Here is a 21105-nt window from a genome sequence, read left to right as displayed (position 1 = left end):
CGAGACAACTACCCCGCTGTTGCAAAAATCCTTTTAATCGCAGCCATGGCCGTTAAACGGATGCGGCAACACCCGGTGTAATCATTTCCTGTCTGGGAGCCCGCTAAAAAGATCAGCATTTTCCATAGATATAATCCTGGAGATATTTAATCGTCGTCTGCTGTTCCCTGGTTAACTGCCGGGTCAGATCAAGGATGGAAACCACGCCGGCCAGAACCCCCTGTTCCATAACCGGCAAATGACGGCAATTCTTTTCCGCCATGATTGCCATACAGGATTCCACCGTCTGATCGGGAGTGACAACAACAACTTTTTCGGTCATGATCTCTTCCACTGCGGTAGTATTGGAGGCTTTCCCCTGCAGAATAACTTTTTTAAGATAATCACGTTCCGTAATAATGCCCACCACCTGTCCCGCAGCAGTTACGACAAGCCCGCCAACATTTTTTTCGGCCATCAGTTTGATCGCGTCATAAACCGTCGTCTGCCGATCAACAGAATAGACCTGCGTGCCTTTTTCCTTAAGAACATCCGAAATTTTCGCCATGGTTATCTCCTGCATCCATACCGCTGGTCAAGCGAAAACTGCGATTGCCGACGAAACACATACCTGAGGCTTGCCCCGATAAAAGCTCATAACCGCAGGGTTGTGCAACAATTGAAAGCCTTGCGACAATCTTTGATTCCTCGATAAAAAAGCTTGATATTTTATCTTTTTATACGCTTTTCCCTGCTGCTGTCAATGGAAGTTCCATTTTTTTGTTGTTTATACGCGGCTACCCCAATCTCCTGCCAGGCAATCGGCTTCCAGACACACGTTCACCGCCCGGAGGCTTCCAAAATTTAACAAGCTGACCGTTTGCCGTGCATCACTCCCAATCGGGGCTGTTTCCACAAAATCCATTACTTCTTTCAGGGAAAAATGCAGCCAACCCCGTTGTCTTTTTGCCCAGCGCCAACCACGGCACAGGAGGGATGGTTTTTAGCATCCACAAGAAAAAGGCGCCTTAACAGCGCCCCTTGCTACATGGAGACAACAGCATCCAGTTCGTTACTCCACGGTCACGCTTTTAGCCAGATTACGGGGCTGATCAACGTCAGTTCCTTTAAAAACAGCCGTATAGTAAGCCAACAGTTGCAGGGGAACAGTATAAACCAGTGGATTCAGCAGTTCTCCTGGTTCTTCAACAAACACCACTTCGGCGCTGTGCTCGCCCACCTGCTCATCACCATCGGCGGTAAACGCGATTACCTTACCATCCCTGGCCACCACCTCCTGAAGGTTGCTTAAAACTTTTTCATAATGGCGGTCATGGGGGGCCAGAACAACCACCGGCATCTGTTCATCGATGAGAGCAATGGGACCATGTTTCATCTCCCCGGCAGGATACCCCTCGGCATGGATGTAGGAAATTTCCTTCAGCTTCAGGGCACCCTCTAGAGCAATGGGATAGTTCAACCCCCGGGCAAGATAGAGATAATCGGTCGCATGATGATAGTTCCGGGCAATGTTTTCCAACCTGGGTGCCCGTTCAAGCACCTTTTCCATCAACACCGGCAGGTGCAACAGTTGATCGACGACATGGGCAATCTCTTCACCAGCCATGGACCCCCTGGCCGCCGCCATATCCAAAGCCAGCAGCATCAGGCAAGCCAACTGGGTCGTGAATGCCTTGGTGGACGCCACCCCGATCTCGGGACCGGCATGGGTGTAGAGTACTCCATCGGATTGGCGGGCAATACTGCTCCCCATCACGTTGCAGATGGAAAAAATCTTTGCCCCCCGGCGTTTACCCTCCTGCAGGGCCGCCAGGGTATCAGCGGTTTCCCCAGACTGGGAAATGCCCACCAGCAGGGTGGACTCATCCACCAGCGGCTCGCGATATCTGAATTCAGAGGCAATATCCACCTCCGTGGGAATGCGGGCCAGTTTTTCAAACCAGAATTTGCCCACCAGTCCCGCATGCCAGGAAGTACCGCAGGCAAGGATAACCACCTTATTGAACTGCCGCCAGTCATCGGCACTAAAGCCTGATTCCTGGAGATCAACCCGTTGCCGGTCTTCTGAAATTCTTCCCAGCAGGGTGTTGCTGACCGCCTGTGGCTGTTCAAAGATCTCCTTCAGCATGAAGTGTTTATAGCCACCCTTTTCTGCCATAATCGGATCCCAGGTAATCCGATGTACCTCTTTCTGCTCTTCCCGGCCATCAGCTATCCTGCTGATCGTCATCCCGCCGGGAGTACAGACCGCCATCTCATCATCATCAAGAAAGATGACCTCCCGGGAATAGGCCAGCAGAGCCGGAATATCGGAAGCAAGATAATATTCTCCCTGCTGCTCCCCATAGGCAACCACCAGAGGGCTGCCTTTGCGGGCGGCAATCATCATCTCCGGTGTTTTTTCATATAAGATTCCCAGGGCAAAGGCGCCCCGCACCCGGTGCAACGCCTTGCGCACCGCTTCAGGAAGGCCCGCACCACCACCCAGTTCTCTGGCAATAAGGTGGCTGATAATCTCCGTATCAGTTTCAGAAGCAAAACGGTTGCCCTCAGCTTCCAGTTCCCTCCTCAGGGCCACATAATTTTCAATAATGCCATTATGGACAACCACGACCCCTTTATAAGCGTGGGGGTGGGCATTGGGCTCCGTTGGCCGGCCATGGGTTGCCCACCGGGTGTGGCCAATGGTCGGCGAACCAGCCATGGTTGACGAAAGAAGCTTCTGCTCCAGCTGCCGTAATTTACCCACACTGCGGGAAATGACAATCCGACCTTCCTGAAACGTTGCAATGCCGGCGGAGTCATAACCGCGATACTCAAGTTTATGCAGGCCGTCCATGACCACCGGCACACCATCCTGGGGACCCATATAACCAACAATGCCACACATAGGTGTCTACTCCTTGTTTTTTACTGCCCGGGATGCCATCCCCCGGCCGGGATACACCGTTTGCCGGTTTCTGCTGGTGACCACGGCATTTTCCGGCACATCCTTGGTAACCGTGCTGCCGGCTCCCACCAAAGCATCTTTCCCTATGGTTACCGGGGCCACAAACTGGGTATCACAACCAACAAAAACCCCATCTTCAATAACCGTCTCATGCTTATGAAAACCATCATAATTACACGTAATGGTACCGGCGCCAATATTAACTCCCTTACCAATTTTTGCATCACCAAGATAGGAAAGGTGGGAGGCTTTGCTACCCATACCAATTTCCGCCTTTTTCACTTCAACGAAATTGCCTATTTTTGCCGCTTCCCGCAAGACCGTCCCCGGCCGCAGGCGGGCAAAGGGACCAATCTGAACCTCTCGTTCCACCACCGCCTGTTCCAGCACTGAATAGGGAAACACTTTGACTCCATCCGCGAGAACAACATCTCGGAGAAGCACCCCTTCCCCCAGGTAACAGCCCCTGCCAATGGTTGTTTTCCCTTTTAGTGAAACACCTTTTTCAATAACGGTATCCGGGGCAATGGTTACATCAGGCTCAATATCTACCTGCTCCGGGAACCTGATGGTGACCCCCGCCTGTTGCCATTGTTTTCTGATCCGATCAGCCAGCAGTATTTCCAGAGAACTCAGCTGTTGCCGGTCATTAATTCCCTGGATTTCATCAGGATTGACAACATCATGATATGCCGCCACTGCTGCTACCCGGCGGGCACCAGCAATCATGTCGGTAAGGTAATACTCTCCCTGGACATTCTGACAGTCAATCTCCTTCAACACCTGACGTAGGAACTCCGCCTGCACACAATAGATACCGGAATTGATCCGGTTGATGGCCAGTTCTTCCAGGGTGGCATCGCGAGCCTCAACGATCCGTTCCAGCTGCCCATCCCGGTCGAGTACCACCCTGCCATAGGCGCCACCATCGGTTAGGGTGGCACTCAGCACTGTTACCGCCGCACCATCATGTCGATGCCGGATCAGAAGATCCTTGACGGTGGCGGTAGTAAGGAGTGGCACATCGCCACAGATAATGAGAATGGTCCCGGTAAAGCCTGCCAATTGAGCCAAGCCCACAGCTGCCGCATCAGCAGTTCCCCGCTGCTCACGCTGCCAGGCAAAACTTACCCCCGGCCACCCGGCAAAACGGTCCATCACCTGCTGCCGGCCGCTGCCGACCACTACCACACTTTGAACAATTTTCAGCGATGCCAGCACCCGAAGGGGATAAGCCAGCATGGGAAGTCCCAGCAAGGGATGTAACACTTTAGGAATTGAAGATTTCATCCTGGTTCCCTTGCCGGCCGCCAGGACAATCGCTGCAACCTGATCGCTCACGTACTCCTCCTCTACAACACAAACATGGACCAATGCCTTCCCCATGCCTTCGGCACCATGGGTCTAAATATTAATTGTTTTTTCAGCCACTAGGCATTGATGTGGCGACCGCCTGGTGCCGGGTGGCTTTCGTCAATCACGGCACTTCCTCCTGAACAGAATAAAATCTCGCCAGATAAGAAGCAGGGAAATATAAAAAGACGGGGCATCAACCCCGTCTTTTCATGTTTTTCACATCACGCTACAGATAAACTATTTGACTTTGGCAATATGAATCCGATTGAGGGCCCGCTCCAAAGCAGTCCGCTCCTCGAAAAAAGCTTTGTCTTCCGGCGATAGCACAGCCAGTTTCTCTTCAGCCCGCTTCAATGCTTTCTCAGCCCGCTGGATATCAATCTCTGAAGGCCGTTCAGCTGCATCAAGCATGGCGATAACCTTGTGATAGCTGGCTTCCGAATAACCGTTACTGACAGCCAGGTGGAATATCTGGTTATCTTTACGATAAAGCAGATCACCGATCCTGATCTTGGCCAGAAACGGGGTATGTCCGGGAAGAATGCCGAACTGTCCCTCTTCACCGGGAGCGATAACCTCATCAACCTCTTCGCTGAGCACCTGGCGATAGGGGGTTACCACTTCAAGAATAATTTTATCGGTTTCCATAGAATTTCCTGTCTAGCTGAGACCTGTTACACACCAAGCTTTTTCGCCTTCTCCACCGCTTCTTCGATACTGCCGATCATGTAAAACGCCTGCTCCGGCAAATTATCATGTTTCCCCGTGAGAATCTCATCGAAGCTGCGGATGGTATCGGATAACTTGACATAGACGCCGGGTGTACCGGTAAAATCTTCAGCCACATGGAACGGCTGCGAGAGAAAACGCTGGATTTTCCTGGCCCTGGTTACCAACTGCTTATCCTCTTCGGACAGCTCATCCATACCAAGAATAGCGATAATATCCTGAAGGTCCTTGTAGCGCTGGAGAATCAGCTGCACGGCACGCGCCACCCGATAGTGCTCGTCACCAATCACCTTGGGATCGAGAATCCGGGAGGTGGAGTCCAGCGGATCTACCGCAGGGTAAATCCCCAGTTCGGCAATCTGCCGGGACAAAACGGTGGTCGCATCAAGGTGGGCAAAAGCCGTCGCCGGGGCCGGGTCCGTCAAGTCATCGGCGGGAACATAAATCGCTTGAACCGACGTAATCGATCCTTTTTTGGTGGTTGTAATGCGCTCCTGCAGTTCCCCCATTTCGGTACCAAGGTTGGGCTGGTAACCAACCGCCGAAGGCATGCGGCCGAGCAGCGCTGATACCTCGGAACCTGCCTGGGTAAAGCGGAAGATATTATCAATGAAGAGAAGAACGTCCTGACCTTCCTCATCGCGGAAATATTCGGCCACTGTCAGAGCTGAAAGGCCAACCCGGAGGCGAGCTCCCGGAGGCTCATTCATCTGGCCATAGACCAGCGCTGCTTTATCAAGAACGCCGGAGGCCTTCATCTCATGCCAGAGGTCATTCCCTTCACGGGTCCGCTCACCAACCCCGCCAAAAACGGAAAACCCACCGTGCTGGGTGGCAATATTGTGGATCAGTTCCATGATAACAACGGTTTTACCAACCCCGGCACCGCCAAACAGACCGATTTTCCCCCCTTTGGAGTAGGGAGCCAAGAGGTCAACAACCTTGATCCCGGTTTCAAAGGCCTCAACTTCGGTGCTCTGCTCGGTAAATTCAGGCGCCTGCCGGTGAATCGGATAACGCTTCGTTTCATTCACCGGACCCATCTCATCAACCGGATCACCGATAACATTGATGATCCTGCCCAGAACCTCTCGGCCAACGGGAACCGTTATCTGATCGCCGGTGTCCCAAACTTCCATGCCGCGGGTCAGACCATCGCTGGAGTCCATGGCAATAGCCCGGACGGTATTTTCGCCAAGGTGCTGGGCAACTTCACATACCAGGTTCCACTCTTGATCGTTAATAGCGGGATTGGTGATTTTCAGTGAGTTAAATATCGCCGGCAGCTTCCCTTTCTGAAATTCAACGTCGACTACCGGGCCGATAACCTGGTTAATTTTACCGATATTTTTTTCACTCATCCCCTACATGCCTCCTTAAAGGTTTTATTTTTGGAGCTTACCCTAATGCCTCAGCACCGCTCACAATTTCCATCAATTCGGTGGTGATCGCCGCCTGCCGGGCCCGGTTGTACAACAGGGTAAGCTTGGCAACCATCTCAACCGCATTGTTCGTCGCCGAATCCATTGCCGTCATCCTCGACCCATGCTCGCTGGCAATGGATTCCAGCAACATCCTGAACAACTGGGTGTAAACATAACGGGGCAGGATATCTGCGAGCAATTCATCTTCAGACGGTTCATAAATATATTCCACCGCCACCTCATCTTCACCCAGAGCCTGCGGCTCCACCGGCAGCAGCCGCTGAACTATCACATTCTGCGACATAGCCGATTTAAATTCGGTGTAGACAACATAGACGGCATCAGTGGTCTTTTCCACATACCGATCAATAACCTCGTTGGCGATCTCTTCAGCATAAGAAAAGGTTACATTGCCGGGATTGAGAAATTCAGAGGAAAACTCCCAATTGCGGCGCCGGTAGTAGTCCCGCACCTTCTTGCCCACCACGCTGAGAATCACCTTCTCATAGTCCCCCTGCTTCTCCCGGAGAAACTGGTCACTGGCCTTGATGACATTGTTGTTATAGCCGCCGCACAGCCCACGGTCAGAGGTCATGACGATCAATTCGACGTTTTTCTCTTCACGCCGCTGCAACAAGGGGTGCTTGCCGGCTTCGGTCCGCAGAGCCAAACTGGCCAGCACTTCACTCATTTTGGTGGCATATGGCCGGGCAGCCACCACGCCATCCTGGGCCCGCTTCAGCTTGGAGGCAGCCACCATCTGCATCGCCTTGGTGATCTGCTGGGTACTCTTTACGCTGCTGATCCGCTTACGTATATCCCTGAGATTTGCCATCTATCTTCCCTCAGCAGAATTGCACTGCTTCATTACGGGGGTATCCACCGCCATCTTTTCGATCAGGCGGACATTGGCTACCAGTCTTGTCAACCTACGGTTTAAAAACACCCTTGAACTCGTTGAGAAGGCCTTCAACCTTCAACTTCAAGTCATCATCAATCTGCTTCTTCTCTTTGATCTCCTCAACCACTGAGGCAAACTTGCTGGCTGCAAAATCGTACAGCTCTTTTTCATAACGGCCGAGGACCGATTCATCATAGGCATCGACAAAGCCATTGGTTGCCGCAAAGATGATCAGCACCTGTTTTTCCACCGTCAGCGGCACATACTGATCCTGTTTGAGGATCTCCACCAGCCGGCTACCACGGGCCAGCTGCGCCTGGGTCGCCTTGTCGAGGTCGCTGCCAAACTGGGCAAAAGCAGCCATTTCACGATACTGGGCCAAGTCAAGGCGCAACGATCCGGCAACCTGTTTCATCGCCTTTACCTGGGCGGCGCCGCCAACCCGGGAAACCGACAAGCCAACATTAATGGCCGGCCGGATACCTGAATAAAAGAGATCAGATTCCAGGTATATCTGGCCATCGGTAATAGAAATAACATTGGTGGGGATATAGGCCGACACATCACCAGCCTGGGTTTCAATGATCGGCAGAGCGGTCAGCGAACCGCCGCCCCGCTCGTCGCTCATCTTGGCCGCCCGCTCCAGCAAGCGGGAATGGAGATAGAAGACGTCGCCCGGATAGGCTTCACGGCCCGGAGGACGACGAAGCAGCAGGGAGAGCTGACGATAGGCGGTGGCCTGTTTGGAAAAGTCATCATAAATAATCAGGGCATGCATGCCGTTGTCACGGAAATACTCACCCATGGTTACCCCGGTATAGGGTGAAAGATACTGCAGCGGTGCCGGTTCGCTGGCGGTGGCAGCAACGACAGTGGTATACTCCATCGCACCATACTCCTCCAGCTTGGCAACCACCTGGGCGACGGTGGAACGTTTCTGGCCGATGGCGACATAGATGCAATACACATCCGTGTTTTTCTGGTTGATGATCGTATCGATGGCCACCGCGGTTTTACCGGTCTGCCGGTCACCAATAATCAGCTCACGCTGCCCCCGGCCGATGGGCACCATGGAGTCAATCGCCTTCAAGCCGGTCTGCAGGGGCTCGTTAACTGATTTACGGTCAACAATCCCGGGAGCCTTGATTTCAACCCGTCGGAAATCGGTAGACTCGATGGGGCCCTTGCCGTCAATGGGCTGTCCGAGGCCATTGACAACGCGGCCAAGAATAGATTTGCCAACCGGCACCTCGACAATTCTGCCAGTCCGCTTTACTTCATCGCCTTCCTTGATCTCGATATCCTCGCCAAAGATCGCCGCTCCGACGTTGTCTTCCTCAAGGTTCAGCACCATACCATAAATATCATGGGGAAAAAGGAGCAACTCTCCAGCCATGGCTTTTTCCAGGCCATAGATCCTGGCAATACCATCACCAACCGTCAGAATGGTTCCGGTCTCGCTAACCTCAACCTTCTTATCATAGTTCTCAATCTGATTCTTGATAATCTGGCTTATTTCTTCTGCGCGTAGTTCCATGGTTGTCTACCACTCCTTTATTAGATTTTCTCCAAGATTGTTCAGTTGCGTCCTCACGCTGCCATCATAAACCATGCCGGCAAAACGGGTGATGAGACCACCAATCAGCGACTCATCGACCTCGACCGAAAGCTGTACATCCTCTTTTCTGGTCAGCTCCACCAGCTTCTGCTTCAGACGATCCACCGTTTCACCATCCAGCTGGGTGGCGGAGACCACCGCAACCCGCAGAATTCCTTCAGCTTCATCAACCATCTTCCCCAGATGGTCGAGAATCGCCGCCAGATATTTCATCTTATTTTTTTCAATCAAAATTGAGAGAAACACCCGGACATTGGCGCTGACACCAACCTTGTCGGCAACAGCGACCAGAATCGCCTTGCGCTCAGCGGCCTCAAATACCGGGTTGACCAGCACATCGGCAAGGTCAACATGCTTCTGCACCAAGTCGGAAAATCCACTCAGTTCCCCGGTTGCCTGCTCCAGTATCCCCTGCTCACTGGCAAAGGAAAAAAATGCCTTGGCATACCGTTTAGCTATGATATCGCGAATCACTGGGCACCCACCACTTTTTCTAGATAGTTGTGAACCATCTTCTCCTGATCATCAGCAGAGATTTTATGCTTAATCATTGCTTCAGCCGCCTCAATGGCCAGCCGGGCCGCTTCATCTTTCAACCGCCGCTTGGCCATCAACACCTCTTGGTCAGCCATCTGTTCAGCCTGCCTCGTGACCTTGGCAACAAACTGCTCAGCTTCGGCAGTAATCCGCTTCTTCTCCGCTTCCGCCTCAGACCGTATACGATTCTCCAACGCCTTGATCTCATCATCAAGCTGCGCCAGTTTTTCCTGATATTCCTTATACATGCGATCAGCAGCATCCTTGGCTTCCCGGGCCTCATTAATCCCCTGAAGCAATGCTTCCCGCCGATTGGCAAAGTAGTTTTTGATCGGTTTGCCGGTGAACTTGATAAGAATCCATAAGAGAACGGCAAAATTGATGATCCGCCACAGGAAATCCTTCAGCAGGGGCATGGGATTTTCTGCCAGCAGAGTATACAATGATTTATGCTCAGCCTCATGTCCGCCACCACTGGCGCAGACGCTAACCACCAGCACCATGGATACAAGCGCTACCACCAGGCTGGCAATGACCGCTTTTTTCTTCATCGCCCTGCTGCACCTCATCATCAAACGTCCCTTCCCAGAATTTTGCCGGAAATAAGCCTGGCAACCTGATCGATATCACCGGCCATCTCTGCCCGCACCTTATCATATTCAACATCAATGCGCTGGCGCATGCTTTCCACCAGACGCATCGCCTCATCCCGAGCCTTGTCCATCTGCTCCCGAGCAGCACCTGCAGTTTTTTCGCGAACCGCCTGACTCTCCCGGGCCAGCCGTTCCTGGGCCTGGGCAATTTGCGTTTCGTAACTCTCTTTATGCTCTCTGGTGCGGGCGTTCGTTTGCGCCGCACTCTCCTGAGTTCCCTCAACCTTCTCGCGGCGGGCATCGACAATGCGCAATACCGGCTTAAAAAGGAACTGATTCAGGAAAATCATCACAAAGATGAAAATTACCCATTGAATGACGAGCGTACTATTGAGATCAATCACGTAACAGACTCCTTGGCTAGCACCTTCAATAAGTCAGACGATACAACAGGTGGGGTTCATGCGGCAACCGACGGCGCATACATTCGACAAAAAACTTTTCCCGAACAGCCACCACATACAGCGAAAGCGGTAGGACAGTTATCACAACAAAACCTTCTCTGTCAAGGCTTTTTTCCCGCCCCATGGATCGAGAAAAAACCGGCACAACATGCTATTTTACCTTGACACATATTCCTTTGCCGGTATACTACACTTCCCATATGAAAAGGGCAGCTTTTATGCAGCTTATCTTTTTGTCCGGCACCGTTTCAGCAGCTGGCATCTGAATTGAAACATTGATTTAGTAATTTCATAAAAAGATTCCTGAGCGTAATCACATGGGAAAGAAAACCTCCCTTGAAAAACAGCCTGAAACCCATGCACCTACGGTTGGCTGTTCGACACTTTTACCTACGCAGCAGACGGTTAAAATACGCCATTTCAGTCTGACGTTTGTTCTTCTGCTGCTTTTCTGGCTGCTGCTTTCCGGCCATTACGATGTTTTCCACATCAGTATCGGGGTTTTCTGCTGCCTGCTGATTTCCCACACATCAAGCGAACTCCTTTTTATCCATGTGGGTGCCGAAGATACCCACCTCATCGTACCCCGCTTCCTGGCCTACATCCCCTGGCACCTGCACCAGATTATCCTGTCAAACATCTATGTGGCACAATTGGTTCTGTCGCCAAAAGCACGGCTGAATCCACAGATCATCACCTACAAAACCACGCTGAATAACGGCCTCGCCCTGGTGACGTTCGCCAACTCCATCACCTTGACACCCGGAACCATCACGGTCGACCTGGTTGACGATCTCTTCCATGTCCATGCTATTGATGACAAAGTTGCCGACGACCTGAACACCGGCGAAATGGAAGACCGGATCAGCAATATCTTCCTCCCTCTGGCCCACGCCCATGAACGATCGACATACATGCTGTCGACGGAATCCGACAACCTGATCGTCAAAACGGTCATCCGCATTTTTATCCCCTTTATCCAGTTGTATGCCCTGTATGTCATCGCCCACGGACACTATTCGCCCGGGGGAGGATTCCAGGGAGGAGTCATCCTGGGGGCCAGCATCATCCTGCTGGCGCTGGCTTTTGACATTAGAAAACTGCTGGCCAAAATGGGAGAAGGTCTCTCCACCCTGCTCTGCAGCACGGGGGTTTTCATCTACGGCGGCATCGGCCTTTTGTGCCTGCTGCTCGGCGGCAAGTACCTTGACTATGCCGCCTTGGCCGGCATTCTCGGCGTTGATCCGCCGCATGCACGCTCCCTGGGAATCCTCGGCGTTGAAATCGGCGTGGGAATTGCGGTTATGGCCGCCATGGTATCGATTTTTCTGGATATTGCCACCGGGGGGAAACTCCCGGCCACACAACAGGACGACAAGCAAACAAAGCCCTAAGCAATGGAACAGTTCTTCTTATTCATCAGTCTTTTTCTCTGCCTGCTGATCTTTCCCTGCCTCTATCGGGTCATCTGGGGACCAACGATCATTGACCGGATGGTTGCGGTGGGGGCCATCGGCACCAAAACCCTGGTTATTCTGGTCCTCATGGGCTTCATGTATGAACGCATCGCCATGTTCATTGATATCAGCATGGTGTACGCCATCCTCAACTTTGTCGGCACCCTGGCCGCAGCCAGATATTTTGAGGGAAAGGGGGAGATCTGAATGGCCATCAACGACCTGATCGCGGCAGCCTTTATCGTTGCCGGATGCTTTTTCTTTTTCACCAGCACCGTTGGTCTGCTTCGCTTCCCCGACTTCTATTCACGGATGCACGCCACCGGCAAAGGTGATACTCTTGCCGTACTGCTGTGCCTCAGCGGGCTGGCCATCCATCATGGACTGACCCTTGACAGCTTCAAGCTTGTCCTCATTGCCGCTTTCGTTTTTGTTGCCAACCCCACCGGCACCCATGCCATCTGTCGGGCCGCATTCAGATGCGGTGTCAAACACTGGACCAGGGAGAAAAATAGATGATCTGGCAGCTGGACCTTATCCTCCTGGTATTTATCGTCATCTGCGCCATTGCCGCCATCAATGTCAAGGATCTGCTCAGTGCGGTCATTATTCTCGGAGCCTACAGCTTTTTCATGTGCCTGCTGTGGACCGAGATGGGCGCCGTTGACGTCGCCTTTACCGAAGCCGCCGTTGGTGCCGGTGTCGGCACGGTTCTTTTTATCGCGGCGGTCAACAAAACCATCAGGAGATCAAAAGATTGAAACACTTCTGGTTTAAACTGATAGCCTGGATTGCCGTTCTAATGACCGGAGCCCTGCTCATCTACGGCATCCACGACATGCCGGCCTGGGGAGATCCCCATTCACCGGCCAACTCCCATGTCTCCCCCAGGTATATCGAGGAAGCCCTGGAGACCACCGCCACCCCGAATATCGTTACTGCGGTGCTGGCTGACTACCGGGGATATGACACCCTGGGGGAAACCACGGTTATTTTTACCGCTGCCATGGCCTGCCTTTTCCTGCTGCGTCGCATCAGAGGAGGGGGAAAATAGATGCTGGAATATATTATCAGCAAATATAATTTCTGGGTTTACGTCATCCTGATGATGATCGGTCTCTATGCCATGATGGGAAAGCGCAACCTGGTCAAAAAACTCATTGGCATGAACATATTCCAGACCTCCATTATCCTCTTTTTCGTTTCCATCGGAGTTAAAAAGGGCGGCGCTACGGTGCCCATTCTCGAAGGTCTTGGCCATGGCCACGAACACCACCTTATCAACGTCGCCCATTATCTCAACCCCTTGCCCCATGTGCTGATGCTGACGGCCATCGTGGTTTCCATCGCCACCACCGGCGTTGCCCTGGCCACCCTGATTCTCATTTACCGACGTTACCGGTCTCTGGAAGAGGACGAAATCATGCTCATCAGACGTGAAGAAACAACCTTACGAGAGACTCGATAAAAAGATGACTGATCAGCTGCCTGCCCTCATTATTGTTATCCCCCTGCTCGGCGCTTTTTTGACGCCGCTCATCGGCTGGCATTATAAAAATCTGTGCCATACCTGGGCCGTTGCCGTTTTGATCATACCCTTTTACGGGGCGACCGGCATCCTGTGGCAGGTAGTCACGACCGGCCCCTTCTCCTACCGGCTGGGCAACTGGGCACCACCATGGGGGATTGAGTATGCCCTTGATCACCTGAACGCCCTGATGCTGGTTATCATTTCGGCCATCGGACTGCTGGCGGCTATCAATGCAAAACAGGGAGTCAGCAACAGGCTGGCCGGTAAAGAGCCGCAGTTTTACACCCTGCTGCTCCTCCAGATTGTTGGCTTGATGGGCATTGTCATTACCGGTGATCTGTTCAACCTTTTTGTCTTTCTGGAGATCTCCTCCCTGTCCGGCTACGGTCTGATCGCCCACGGAGAAGACGGCGCCCCCCTGGCGACCTTCAACTACATTATGATCGGAACGGTGGGCGCCTGTTTTTATCTGCTGGGCGTCGGCTACCTCTACATCGCCACCGGCTCGCTTAACATTGCCGACCTGGCAGCCATGCTGCCGGCCCTGTATCACTCGAAAGTTATTTTGGTGGCTTTTGCCTTTTTTACTGTTGGCGTGGCCATCAAGATGGGGCTGTTTCCCCTCCATATCTGGATGCCGGATGCCTACACCACCGCCCCCAATCCGGTGAGTACACTGATTGCCCCTTTGATGACCAAGGTCGCCGCCTACATCCTCATCCGCATCATGTTCACCCTCTTTCAGCCTGACTTTGCCATCACCGTCATTCCGGTAGCCACCATTCTGGGCTGGATGTCGGTGATTGCCATCCTGGCGGGGGGACTGAAGGCCCTGGCGCAAACGGATATCAAGAGAATGGTAACCTACATTATGGTTGCTGAAGTCGGCTACATCGTCATGGGGGTCAGCGTCATGAATCGGATGGGCTTGACGGGGGCAATTCTCCACATTCTCAATGATGCCTGCATGGTCTTCTCCCTCTTTCTGATTATCGGAGCCATCGCCCACCGGGGCCATGGACGGAACATTTATCATTTGAACAATCTCCACAAAAAAATGCCGTTGACCATGGCCGCCTTTACGATCACTGCCCTTTCCATGTGCGGCATCCCGCCGGCCTGCGGCTTTTTCAGTAAATGGTATCTTATTCTGGGAACCATCAAAGCCCACCAGTGGATATTTGCCGCCACCCTGCTGACCAGCAGCCTGATCAATGCGGTACTTTTTTTCCGGATCATCGAACAGGCCTATCTGCTGCCGATCAGCAATAGCGAACATGGCCTCGGGCAAAGCCACGAAGAGGTCATCACCGCCAATGAAGCACCACCGAGCATGTTGATCCCGATCATTATCATGGCGGCTACGATCATCCTGCTGGGCCCTTTGAGCGGCAAAATCATCACCGCAGTTATCCAGCATGCGGTACCGGTAATTTTTTAACTCTCTGGTGAAGGAAAACTGATTCTATGGGTGAGGTGATCTACTCTGCAAAGCCGCTGTGGGCCGTCCTGGTTTCCATGATTGCCGCCTTGCTGATTCTGCTAACCGGGGAAAGGGCCCGTAATCTGCGGGAAAGCTGGACGATCATCGCCGCAGTTATCAAGTTCTGCCTGGTGTTTTCCCTGATTGCCCCCATTCTCCAGGGTAAAACCATCGTCTACGACCTGATCACCCTCCTTCCCGGGGTCGGCCTCACCTTCAGGGTTGATGCCTTTGGCCTGTTGTTCGGGGTTATCGCCTCCACCTTATGGATCCCCACCTCATTTTATTCCATCGGCTATGTCCGAACCCTGAACGAACATGGCCAGAGCCGCTATTTTTTCAGCTTTGCCATGTGCCTGTCATCGGCAGTCGGGGTAGCGTTTGCCGGCAACCTGCTGACCCTGCTAATTTTTTATGAAATCCTCACCATCGCCACTTGGCCGCTGGTGATTCACCATGAAGATGAAAGTGCCGTTATGGGGGGGCGAAAATATTTCGCCTACACCCTGACTGCCGGCTGTATTCTGCTGCTGGCTATTGCCATCACCTACACCCTGACCGGCACCCTGGATTTCCAGGGCGGCGGCTTCCTTGCCGGGCATGGCTCACCTGGGCTGCTGATCCTGCTCTTTGTCATGTTCATTGCCGGTTTTGGGGTCAAGGCCGGACTCATGCCGTTTCATGAATGGCTGCCCACCGCCATGGTGGCGCCCACCCCGGTAAGCGCCCTGCTCCATGCAGTGGCGGTGGTCAAAGCGGGGGTATTCGGCTGCGTCCGCGTTCTCCTCTTCGTTTTCGGCCCAAACCTCTTACAAGAACTGGGGATCTGGCAGATCATGGCCGGCGTCGCCGCCTTTACAGTGGTGGCCGCCGGGCTCCTGGCCCTGGGTCAGGACCACCTGAAGCGAAGGCTGGCATTTTCCACCATCAACAATCTGGCACTGATTCTTCTGGGGGTCACCCTGCTCAGCAAAAACGCCATTACCGGCGGCATTTTACATATTGCCAACCACGCCTTCATGAAGATCACCCTGTTTTTCTGCGCCGGAGCGATCTATGCCAAGACGCACAAAGACCACGTTAGTCAGCTGGATGGCCTGGGACGGCAGATGCCTTTGACTTTCGCCGCTTTCACCATTGGCGCCATGGGGCTATCCGGCATTCCACCGGTCAACGGTTTCATCAGTAAGTGGTTTCTCTGCCTGGGTGCCGTTGAAGCCCATCAGCTGATTTTTCTCTTTGCCATCCTCACCAGCGCCATGCTGGATGTTGCCTTCTTTTTTCCCATCATCTACAACGGCTTTTTCAAAAAACCACTGGATGACGTCGCCCCACACCTTGATGAAGCACCCATGATCATGGTCATTCCCCTGTGTCTGACCGCCCTGTTGTCCGTCACCTTTGGCATTATGCCCGACGCCATTCTTCATTTTTTCAGCATTACCGCCCAAGCGGTAGCCAGCGTTTTGGGAGGATAGGAAGAAACAATGATCATCAAGTTGCGCTATGCTTTGTGGATCAGCATCGCTTCAACGTTCATCCTGGGGTTTTTCTTCCCCAATCAACATCCCCATTTCTGGTGGCAGAAGCTGCCGGTCTTTGATGTTTTTTTTGGTTTTTTCGGCTGCATTCTGATTATTGTCTTTGCCAAGTGGGTTGGTCATAACTGGTTGATGAAGGACAGGGATTACTATGACCGTAATTAACAGCATGCCGCCGGCTTTTATCTATATCCTCGGCGCCCTGATTCTGCCCGTGGTCAGGATCAGACGGGTGCAGCAGGCTCTTGCCCTGCTGATCCCGGTCATTGCCATGGTGAGTCTCCTGCAGCTGCAGCCAGGAATCTACTGGACCGGAAAATTTCTTGGCTATGACCTGGTCTTCGGACGGGTTGACAAGCTGAGCCTGCTCTTTGCCTATGTCTTTGTCATCATCTCGTTTATCGGCATGGTCTATGCCATCCATATCCGGGAAACCGGTCAGCATGTCGCAGCCTATCTTTATGTGGGCAGTACCTTGGGGGTCGTTTTCGCCGGCGATCTCTTTTCCCTCTTCGTTTTCTGGGAAATCATGGCCGCCTCCTCGGTTTTTCTCATCTGGTACAATAAAACCAAAACATCCCTGGATGCCGGATTCCGCTATGCCATGGTTCACCTGCTGGGCGGCGCCATTCTCCTGGCCGGCATCGTCATGCAGACGGCAACCACCGGCTCCATCGCTTTTAATCCTTTCGATCTCCACACAACGGCAGCCAAGTTCATCCTGGTGGGATTCCTCATCAACGCCGCCGTTCCACCGCTGCATGCCTGGCTGCCGGATGCCTACCCGGAAGGAACGATCACCGGTAGTGTCTTCATGACTGCCTTCACCACCAAAAGTGCGGTGTACGTTCTGGCCCGCTCTTTTGCGGGAACCGAAATGCTGGTCTGGCTGGGAGCCATCATGGCCCTCTATGGGGTTTTTTACGCCGTTCTGGAAAAAGATATCCGCCGGCTGCTGGCCTACCATATTGTCAGTCAGGTGGGCTACATGGTCTGCGGCGTCGGCCTGGGAACCGAGATGGCCATCAACGGAGCCACCGCCCACGCTTTCTGCCACATCCTCTATAAAGCGGTCCTCTTCATGGGCATGGGAGCCATCATTCACGTTACCGGCCGGCGTAATATCTTTGACCTGAAGGGCCGCAACCTCTATCGCAAGATGCCCATCACCCTGATCCTCTATATGGTGGGGGCCTTCTCCATCTCGGCCGTCCCCCTGTTCAACGGTTTTATCAGCAAGACCATGGTGGTAGCCGCAGCCGGCTATGATCATCGGCCAGTCATTGAGCTGTTGCTTCACCTGGCTTCCGTGGGTACCTTTCTCAGCGTCGGCCTGAAACTTCCCTGGGGAGCCTGGTTTGGCAAACCAACCGGGCAGGAAGACGATATCCCTGAAGCAAAGGAACCACCAATCAACATGCTGCTGGCCATGGGCATCGGCTCTTTTCTCTGCATTCTGACCGGCATCTACCCCAAGCTGCTCTATGATCTGCTGCCTCACCCGGTCCATTTTCATCCCTATACTCCCAGTCATGTAGTGGCCAGCCTGCAGCTGCTGATCCTTACCCTGGCCGGCTTCTGGCTCTATCTCGACAAACTGATGGCCGGCAAACCTGCCATCACTCTGGATACGGACTGGTTTTACCGCCAATTCGGCCGGGCGGTGTTGCTGTTCTGCCTCTATCCCTTGAACCGTTTCCGCCTTCTGATCCAACTGGCTTTTGCGGAGAAAACCAAGACTGTCTGCCGGCTCAGTAAAAACCCCTACATTCTCCTGGAAATGATCTGGGCATCGCTGCAGGGAAAGAATGCTGTCTTGGAAACTCTTCTGCAAAGGGCATATAATGAAAACGCCTACCGGATTCCCATCGGCATCGGCGTCTGCGCTTCACTGATCTTCCTCTTTCTTTACGCTCTGGTCTATATGCGGGTTGCGGGTTAATCCCCTCCTCCCGACCGCTGGTAAGCGTAAAAAAGGCCGATCCCTGATTCAGGATCGGCCTTTTTTAGCATCTCTGGGCCATAAGATTTTTTTATTGATCAACAAAAAGTCTTCTAATCCCATCCTTCCCGGCATATGGCATCCTCGGCCACAATAGCTCCCCTTTGAAAGGTCAGGGTCTGGAGTTTTTTAGCCACCTCACCGTCGGGGAGCACCGAGGTAATTCCGGTTACCATCGGTACGTCTTGAAAATTTTTCAATGCCTCCACCAACCATGCGGAATCCGGTGCCACCTGGTGCTGCTCTCGGCCGGCAAGAATGGTGTTCACCAAGACAATGGTGTCAAAACCATAGGCGTCATACACCGACGCCGGTTCCATAAACATGTCGCCATACCGCTGGCGATAGTCAGCCAGCTGCGGAGGTTCCACGCAATCATCACAGTAGGCATCAACAAACAAGGCCCCCTCCACCTGGTTGCCGGCATCATCAGCCAGCTGCGGCGAGTTCCATCCCCGGGTACCAAAAAGTCGGCAGTCGGTCAGATCATAAAAAGCCAGCTGCGGAGCCAGCAGGCGGACCCGCTGATAAAAGTCGGGGATGACAATGCCGGCAAAATCAAGCTCCAGGATCGGGCGCGGCATAAACGCTGCCAACTCCACCTCTTTGGCGAAAAGACCTTCCTCTGTCAGCCCTATTTCCTGCGCCAACGTCAGGAGGGAATTCTTTTCTTCAGCAACCTCCGCAGCATTCTCCTGCTGTTTTTTCGCCTCCAGCCAGGCCTCATACTCATCCTTTTTTCGCTGGTACTCCGCATACCGCTGTTCGCCGATCAGGGTTTTAATGCTGCGGCTGTAATCATCGCTGGCAGGGTCATAGCTCACCACCCGAACCAGATCGGCACCCCACTGCTCACTCAGTGTTTCAAAAACCTCGGCGAACTCCCGGCCAAACAGAGTCGCCGGGTAAAGAACGACCAGGGAAGTAATCCCCAAACGACCCACCGCCAGATCAAGGAGCTGCTCGGCCTGATTGCGCATCGTCAGAAAATGCTGAAACACATAGTCCCCCCGGCCGGCAACTCCGGAACGGGGAGTCAGGGTAATAATGGGGATACTCCTGCTGTCTGCTTCAATGGCTGCATAGAGAGCCGCTTTGCCGGTCACCGGTCCCAGCAGCAGGCTGACACCTTCGTCATCAAGCTCTTGAACCAAACTCCTGGCCTGCTCACCCTCGCCGGCGGTATCACGGACCAACAGTTTGAGCGGGGGGAAAGTCCCATACTCCTCTCCATGATGAAATACTTCCAAAGCCAGCTCCATCCCCCGCAGCACTTTTTGGCCATAGCTGGCATATTCTCCTGACAACGGTAGCAGACAACCAACAACCAGCGGCTTTTCCCTTTTTTCCTGGGAAAGGCGCTGGAGCAGCTGTTCATAGGAATGGCGTTTGGCGGCAGGCAGGGTGCAGTGGGTAAGAATCTCCATTATGATGGGAACAACACGTGCGTCTTCAGGCTCCATAGTCTGCAAACGATCACTCAGCACTGCCAGAACCTGGCAGCGCAGTTCATTACTTTGCTCCTGCACGCGGACACGCTCGAGGTCCTCCAGCGACATGGCATCAAGCAAGCGTACCAGCCATCGATGCAGATCAGGACGCAGTGAGCGGAAATAGGGATCATGGATCTGCAGATATGCCGCGAGATACTGGCCCTCAAACTCCAACTGGCGGGCCTGCCGCTCCCATGCAGGTTCATCCACAGTGGGAATCCTTTGGGCAGGAGGCTGGGGCAGGGAATGACGTACCGGTGCCCGAACACAGCCGGGCAACCATGAAAAAAGGATGATAATGACCAGAATGGGGCTGGTTATTTGGCGAAGGTGTTGGCCCATAACTCACAAAACTCCTGTTCATATCGCAATGCCAGCTCAACTGAATTGACAATCAGCAGATTTTCATAATTCCACTGTTCCGCCGAAGCAGTCCAATTATAGGAACCGGTGATGACCGTTTTTTTATCAATGACAGCAAATTTATGATGCATCAAGCCGAATGATGCCTTTTTCCCTTTGCGCCGTCGGCCGCGGGCATATCGTACATCAATTCCCCGCTTGTAAAGATAGAATCCCTTGGAATATTCACTTTCGTCATTCCCGTCAAGGATCAACGACACCGCCACCCCCCGTTCCTGGGCTCTGAGCAGCGCCTGGGCCAACACTCGATTGGTGAAGGTATAGACAGCCACCCTGATAGACGTCTTTGCTCCGTCTATTTTTTCAACCAGTACCTGTTCAGCCCCACCCTCAGGGCTGAAATAGACCGCTACCGGCGTAGCACCGGCCGCCGATACCACAACCAGCAAAAAAATCGGCAATAGAAGAAAAAGTGCCGTTTTTTTCATTGTCCACCTCGCGAAGTGGCTGCCACAACCAGGCTGGCATCATAATGGTCTTTTCCGGCATTTGTCAACGAAGAAAGCGGTAAAGGGCAAACTACTGCACGGCTGCCACCACTGCATATCAATCAGCAGACTGGCCGGCTGATGATGTCTACCACCTCACCTGCAGAAACCCACA

General features: G+C 53.1%; 22 protein-coding genes. 10 read left to right on the top strand and 12 right to left on the bottom strand.

Annotation, left to right across the window (positions count from 1 at the left end):
- Positions 1-112: 112 nt before the first annotated feature.
- From JXO50_01885 to JXO50_01840, 10 genes are all read right to left on the bottom strand, one after another.
- Positions 113-547, bottom strand: a complete 435-nt coding sequence (locus tag JXO50_01885; protein MBN2331834.1) for a CBS domain-containing protein — start codon at positions 545-547, stop codon at positions 113-115.
- Between the two features lie 504 nt (positions 548-1051).
- Positions 1052-2890: a glutamine--fructose-6-phosphate transaminase (isomerizing) gene (gene glmS / locus JXO50_01880; protein MBN2331833.1), complete on the bottom strand. Its 1839-nt coding sequence runs from the start codon at positions 2888-2890 to the stop codon at positions 1052-1054.
- Positions 2891-2896: 6 nt separating this feature from the next.
- A complete protein-coding gene (gene glmU, locus JXO50_01875; GenBank protein MBN2331832.1) occupies positions 2897-4336 on the bottom strand; it encodes a bifunctional UDP-N-acetylglucosamine diphosphorylase/glucosamine-1-phosphate N-acetyltransferase GlmU in 1440 nt (479 codons plus the stop codon).
- Between the two features lie 207 nt (positions 4337-4543).
- Positions 4544-4954 carry a F0F1 ATP synthase subunit epsilon gene (locus tag JXO50_01870; protein MBN2331831.1) on the bottom strand — a complete coding sequence of 137 codons (411 nt, stop codon included), beginning with the start codon at positions 4952-4954 and terminating at the stop codon, positions 4544-4546.
- 26 nt (positions 4955-4980) lie between these two features.
- Positions 4981-6396, bottom strand: coding sequence for a F0F1 ATP synthase subunit beta (atpD, locus tag JXO50_01865; protein MBN2331830.1), 1416 nt, complete (start codon positions 6394-6396; stop codon positions 4981-4983).
- A gap of 37 nt (positions 6397-6433) precedes the next feature.
- Entirely contained in the window at positions 6434-7294 is an 861-nt protein-coding gene (gene atpG / locus JXO50_01860) for an ATP synthase F1 subunit gamma (protein MBN2331829.1), read from the bottom strand.
- 94 nt (positions 7295-7388) lie between these two features.
- Positions 7389-8897, bottom strand: coding sequence for a F0F1 ATP synthase subunit alpha (locus JXO50_01855; GenBank protein ID MBN2331828.1), 1509 nt, complete (start codon positions 8895-8897; stop codon positions 7389-7391).
- A 6-nt stretch (positions 8898-8903) separates the two neighbouring features.
- Positions 8904-9452 carry an ATP synthase F1 subunit delta gene (atpH, locus tag JXO50_01850; protein ID MBN2331827.1) on the bottom strand — a complete coding sequence of 183 codons (549 nt, stop codon included), beginning with the start codon at positions 9450-9452 and terminating at the stop codon, positions 8904-8906.
- On the bottom strand, positions 9449-10066 hold the full coding sequence (locus JXO50_01845; protein ID MBN2331826.1) for an ATP synthase F0 subunit B: 618 nt from the start codon (positions 10064-10066) through the stop codon (positions 9449-9451). Before JXO50_01845 ends, atpH begins: the two co-directional genes overlap by 4 nt.
- A 20-nt stretch (positions 10067-10086) precedes the next feature.
- Positions 10087-10512: an ATP synthase F0 subunit B gene (locus JXO50_01840; protein ID MBN2331825.1), complete on the bottom strand. Its 426-nt coding sequence runs from the start codon at positions 10510-10512 to the stop codon at positions 10087-10089.
- Positions 10513-10889: 377 nt separating this feature from the next.
- Here JXO50_01840 and JXO50_01835 point away from each other — a divergent pair, with 377 nt between their 5' ends.
- The 10 genes from JXO50_01835 to JXO50_01790 are packed head-to-tail and all read left to right on the top strand — an operon-like array spanning position 10890 to position 18526.
- Positions 10890-11966 carry a Na(+)/H(+) antiporter subunit B gene (locus JXO50_01835; GenBank protein MBN2331824.1) on the top strand — a complete coding sequence of 359 codons (1077 nt, stop codon included), beginning with the start codon at positions 10890-10892 and terminating at the stop codon, positions 11964-11966.
- Positions 11967-11969: 3 nt separating this feature from the next.
- Positions 11970-12236, top strand: a complete 267-nt coding sequence (locus tag JXO50_01830) for a pH regulation protein F (protein MBN2331823.1) — start codon at positions 11970-11972, stop codon at positions 12234-12236.
- Positions 12237-12548, top strand: coding sequence for a monovalent cation/H(+) antiporter subunit G (locus JXO50_01825; protein ID MBN2331822.1), 312 nt, complete (start codon positions 12237-12239; stop codon positions 12546-12548).
- Entirely contained in the window at positions 12545-12790 is a 246-nt protein-coding gene (locus JXO50_01820; protein ID MBN2331821.1) for a DUF4040 domain-containing protein, read from the top strand. The genes JXO50_01825 and JXO50_01820 overlap by 4 nt, the downstream gene beginning before the upstream one ends.
- Positions 12787-13083, top strand: coding sequence for a hypothetical protein (locus tag JXO50_01815; GenBank protein MBN2331820.1), 297 nt, complete (start codon positions 12787-12789; stop codon positions 13081-13083). The genes JXO50_01820 and JXO50_01815 overlap by 4 nt, the downstream gene beginning before the upstream one ends.
- Positions 13084-13497 (top strand): cation:proton antiporter subunit C, encoded by a 414-nt coding sequence (locus JXO50_01810; protein ID MBN2331819.1) that lies wholly within the window; start codon positions 13084-13086, stop codon positions 13495-13497.
- Between the two features lie 4 nt (positions 13498-13501).
- Positions 13502-15001 carry a monovalent cation/H+ antiporter subunit D family protein gene (locus JXO50_01805; protein ID MBN2331818.1) on the top strand — a complete coding sequence of 500 codons (1500 nt, stop codon included), beginning with the start codon at positions 13502-13504 and terminating at the stop codon, positions 14999-15001.
- 26 nt (positions 15002-15027) lie between these two features.
- Positions 15028-16521, top strand: coding sequence for a monovalent cation/H+ antiporter subunit D family protein (locus tag JXO50_01800; protein MBN2331817.1), 1494 nt, complete (start codon positions 15028-15030; stop codon positions 16519-16521).
- A gap of 9 nt (positions 16522-16530) precedes the next feature.
- Positions 16531-16749: a hypothetical protein gene (locus JXO50_01795; GenBank protein MBN2331816.1), complete on the top strand. Its 219-nt coding sequence runs from the start codon at positions 16531-16533 to the stop codon at positions 16747-16749.
- Complete coding sequence (locus tag JXO50_01790; GenBank protein ID MBN2331815.1) at positions 16736-18526, top strand: Na(+)/H(+) antiporter subunit D; 1791 nt, start codon at positions 16736-16738, stop codon at positions 18524-18526. Before JXO50_01795 ends, JXO50_01790 begins: the two co-directional genes overlap by 14 nt.
- Positions 18527-18639: 113 nt before the next feature.
- Here JXO50_01790 and JXO50_01785 read toward each other — a convergent pair whose 3' ends face one another.
- Both JXO50_01785 and JXO50_01780 read right to left on the bottom strand, forming a co-directional pair.
- Entirely contained in the window at positions 18640-20421 is a 1782-nt protein-coding gene (locus JXO50_01785) for a penicillin-binding protein activator (GenBank protein ID MBN2331814.1), read from the bottom strand.
- Positions 20397-20930, bottom strand: a complete 534-nt coding sequence (locus JXO50_01780; protein MBN2331813.1) for a DUF1669 domain-containing protein — start codon at positions 20928-20930, stop codon at positions 20397-20399. Before JXO50_01780 ends, JXO50_01785 begins: the two co-directional genes overlap by 25 nt.
- Positions 20931-21105: the final 175 nt, after the last annotated feature.

This window comes from Candidatus Anaeroferrophillus wilburensis (genome assembly GCA_016934315.1).
Taxonomy (GTDB): Bacteria; Desulfobacterota; Anaeroferrophillalia; order Anaeroferrophillales; family Anaeroferrophillaceae; genus Anaeroferrophillus; species Anaeroferrophillus wilburensis.
This window is presented reverse-complemented; position numbering and strand designations above follow the sequence as displayed.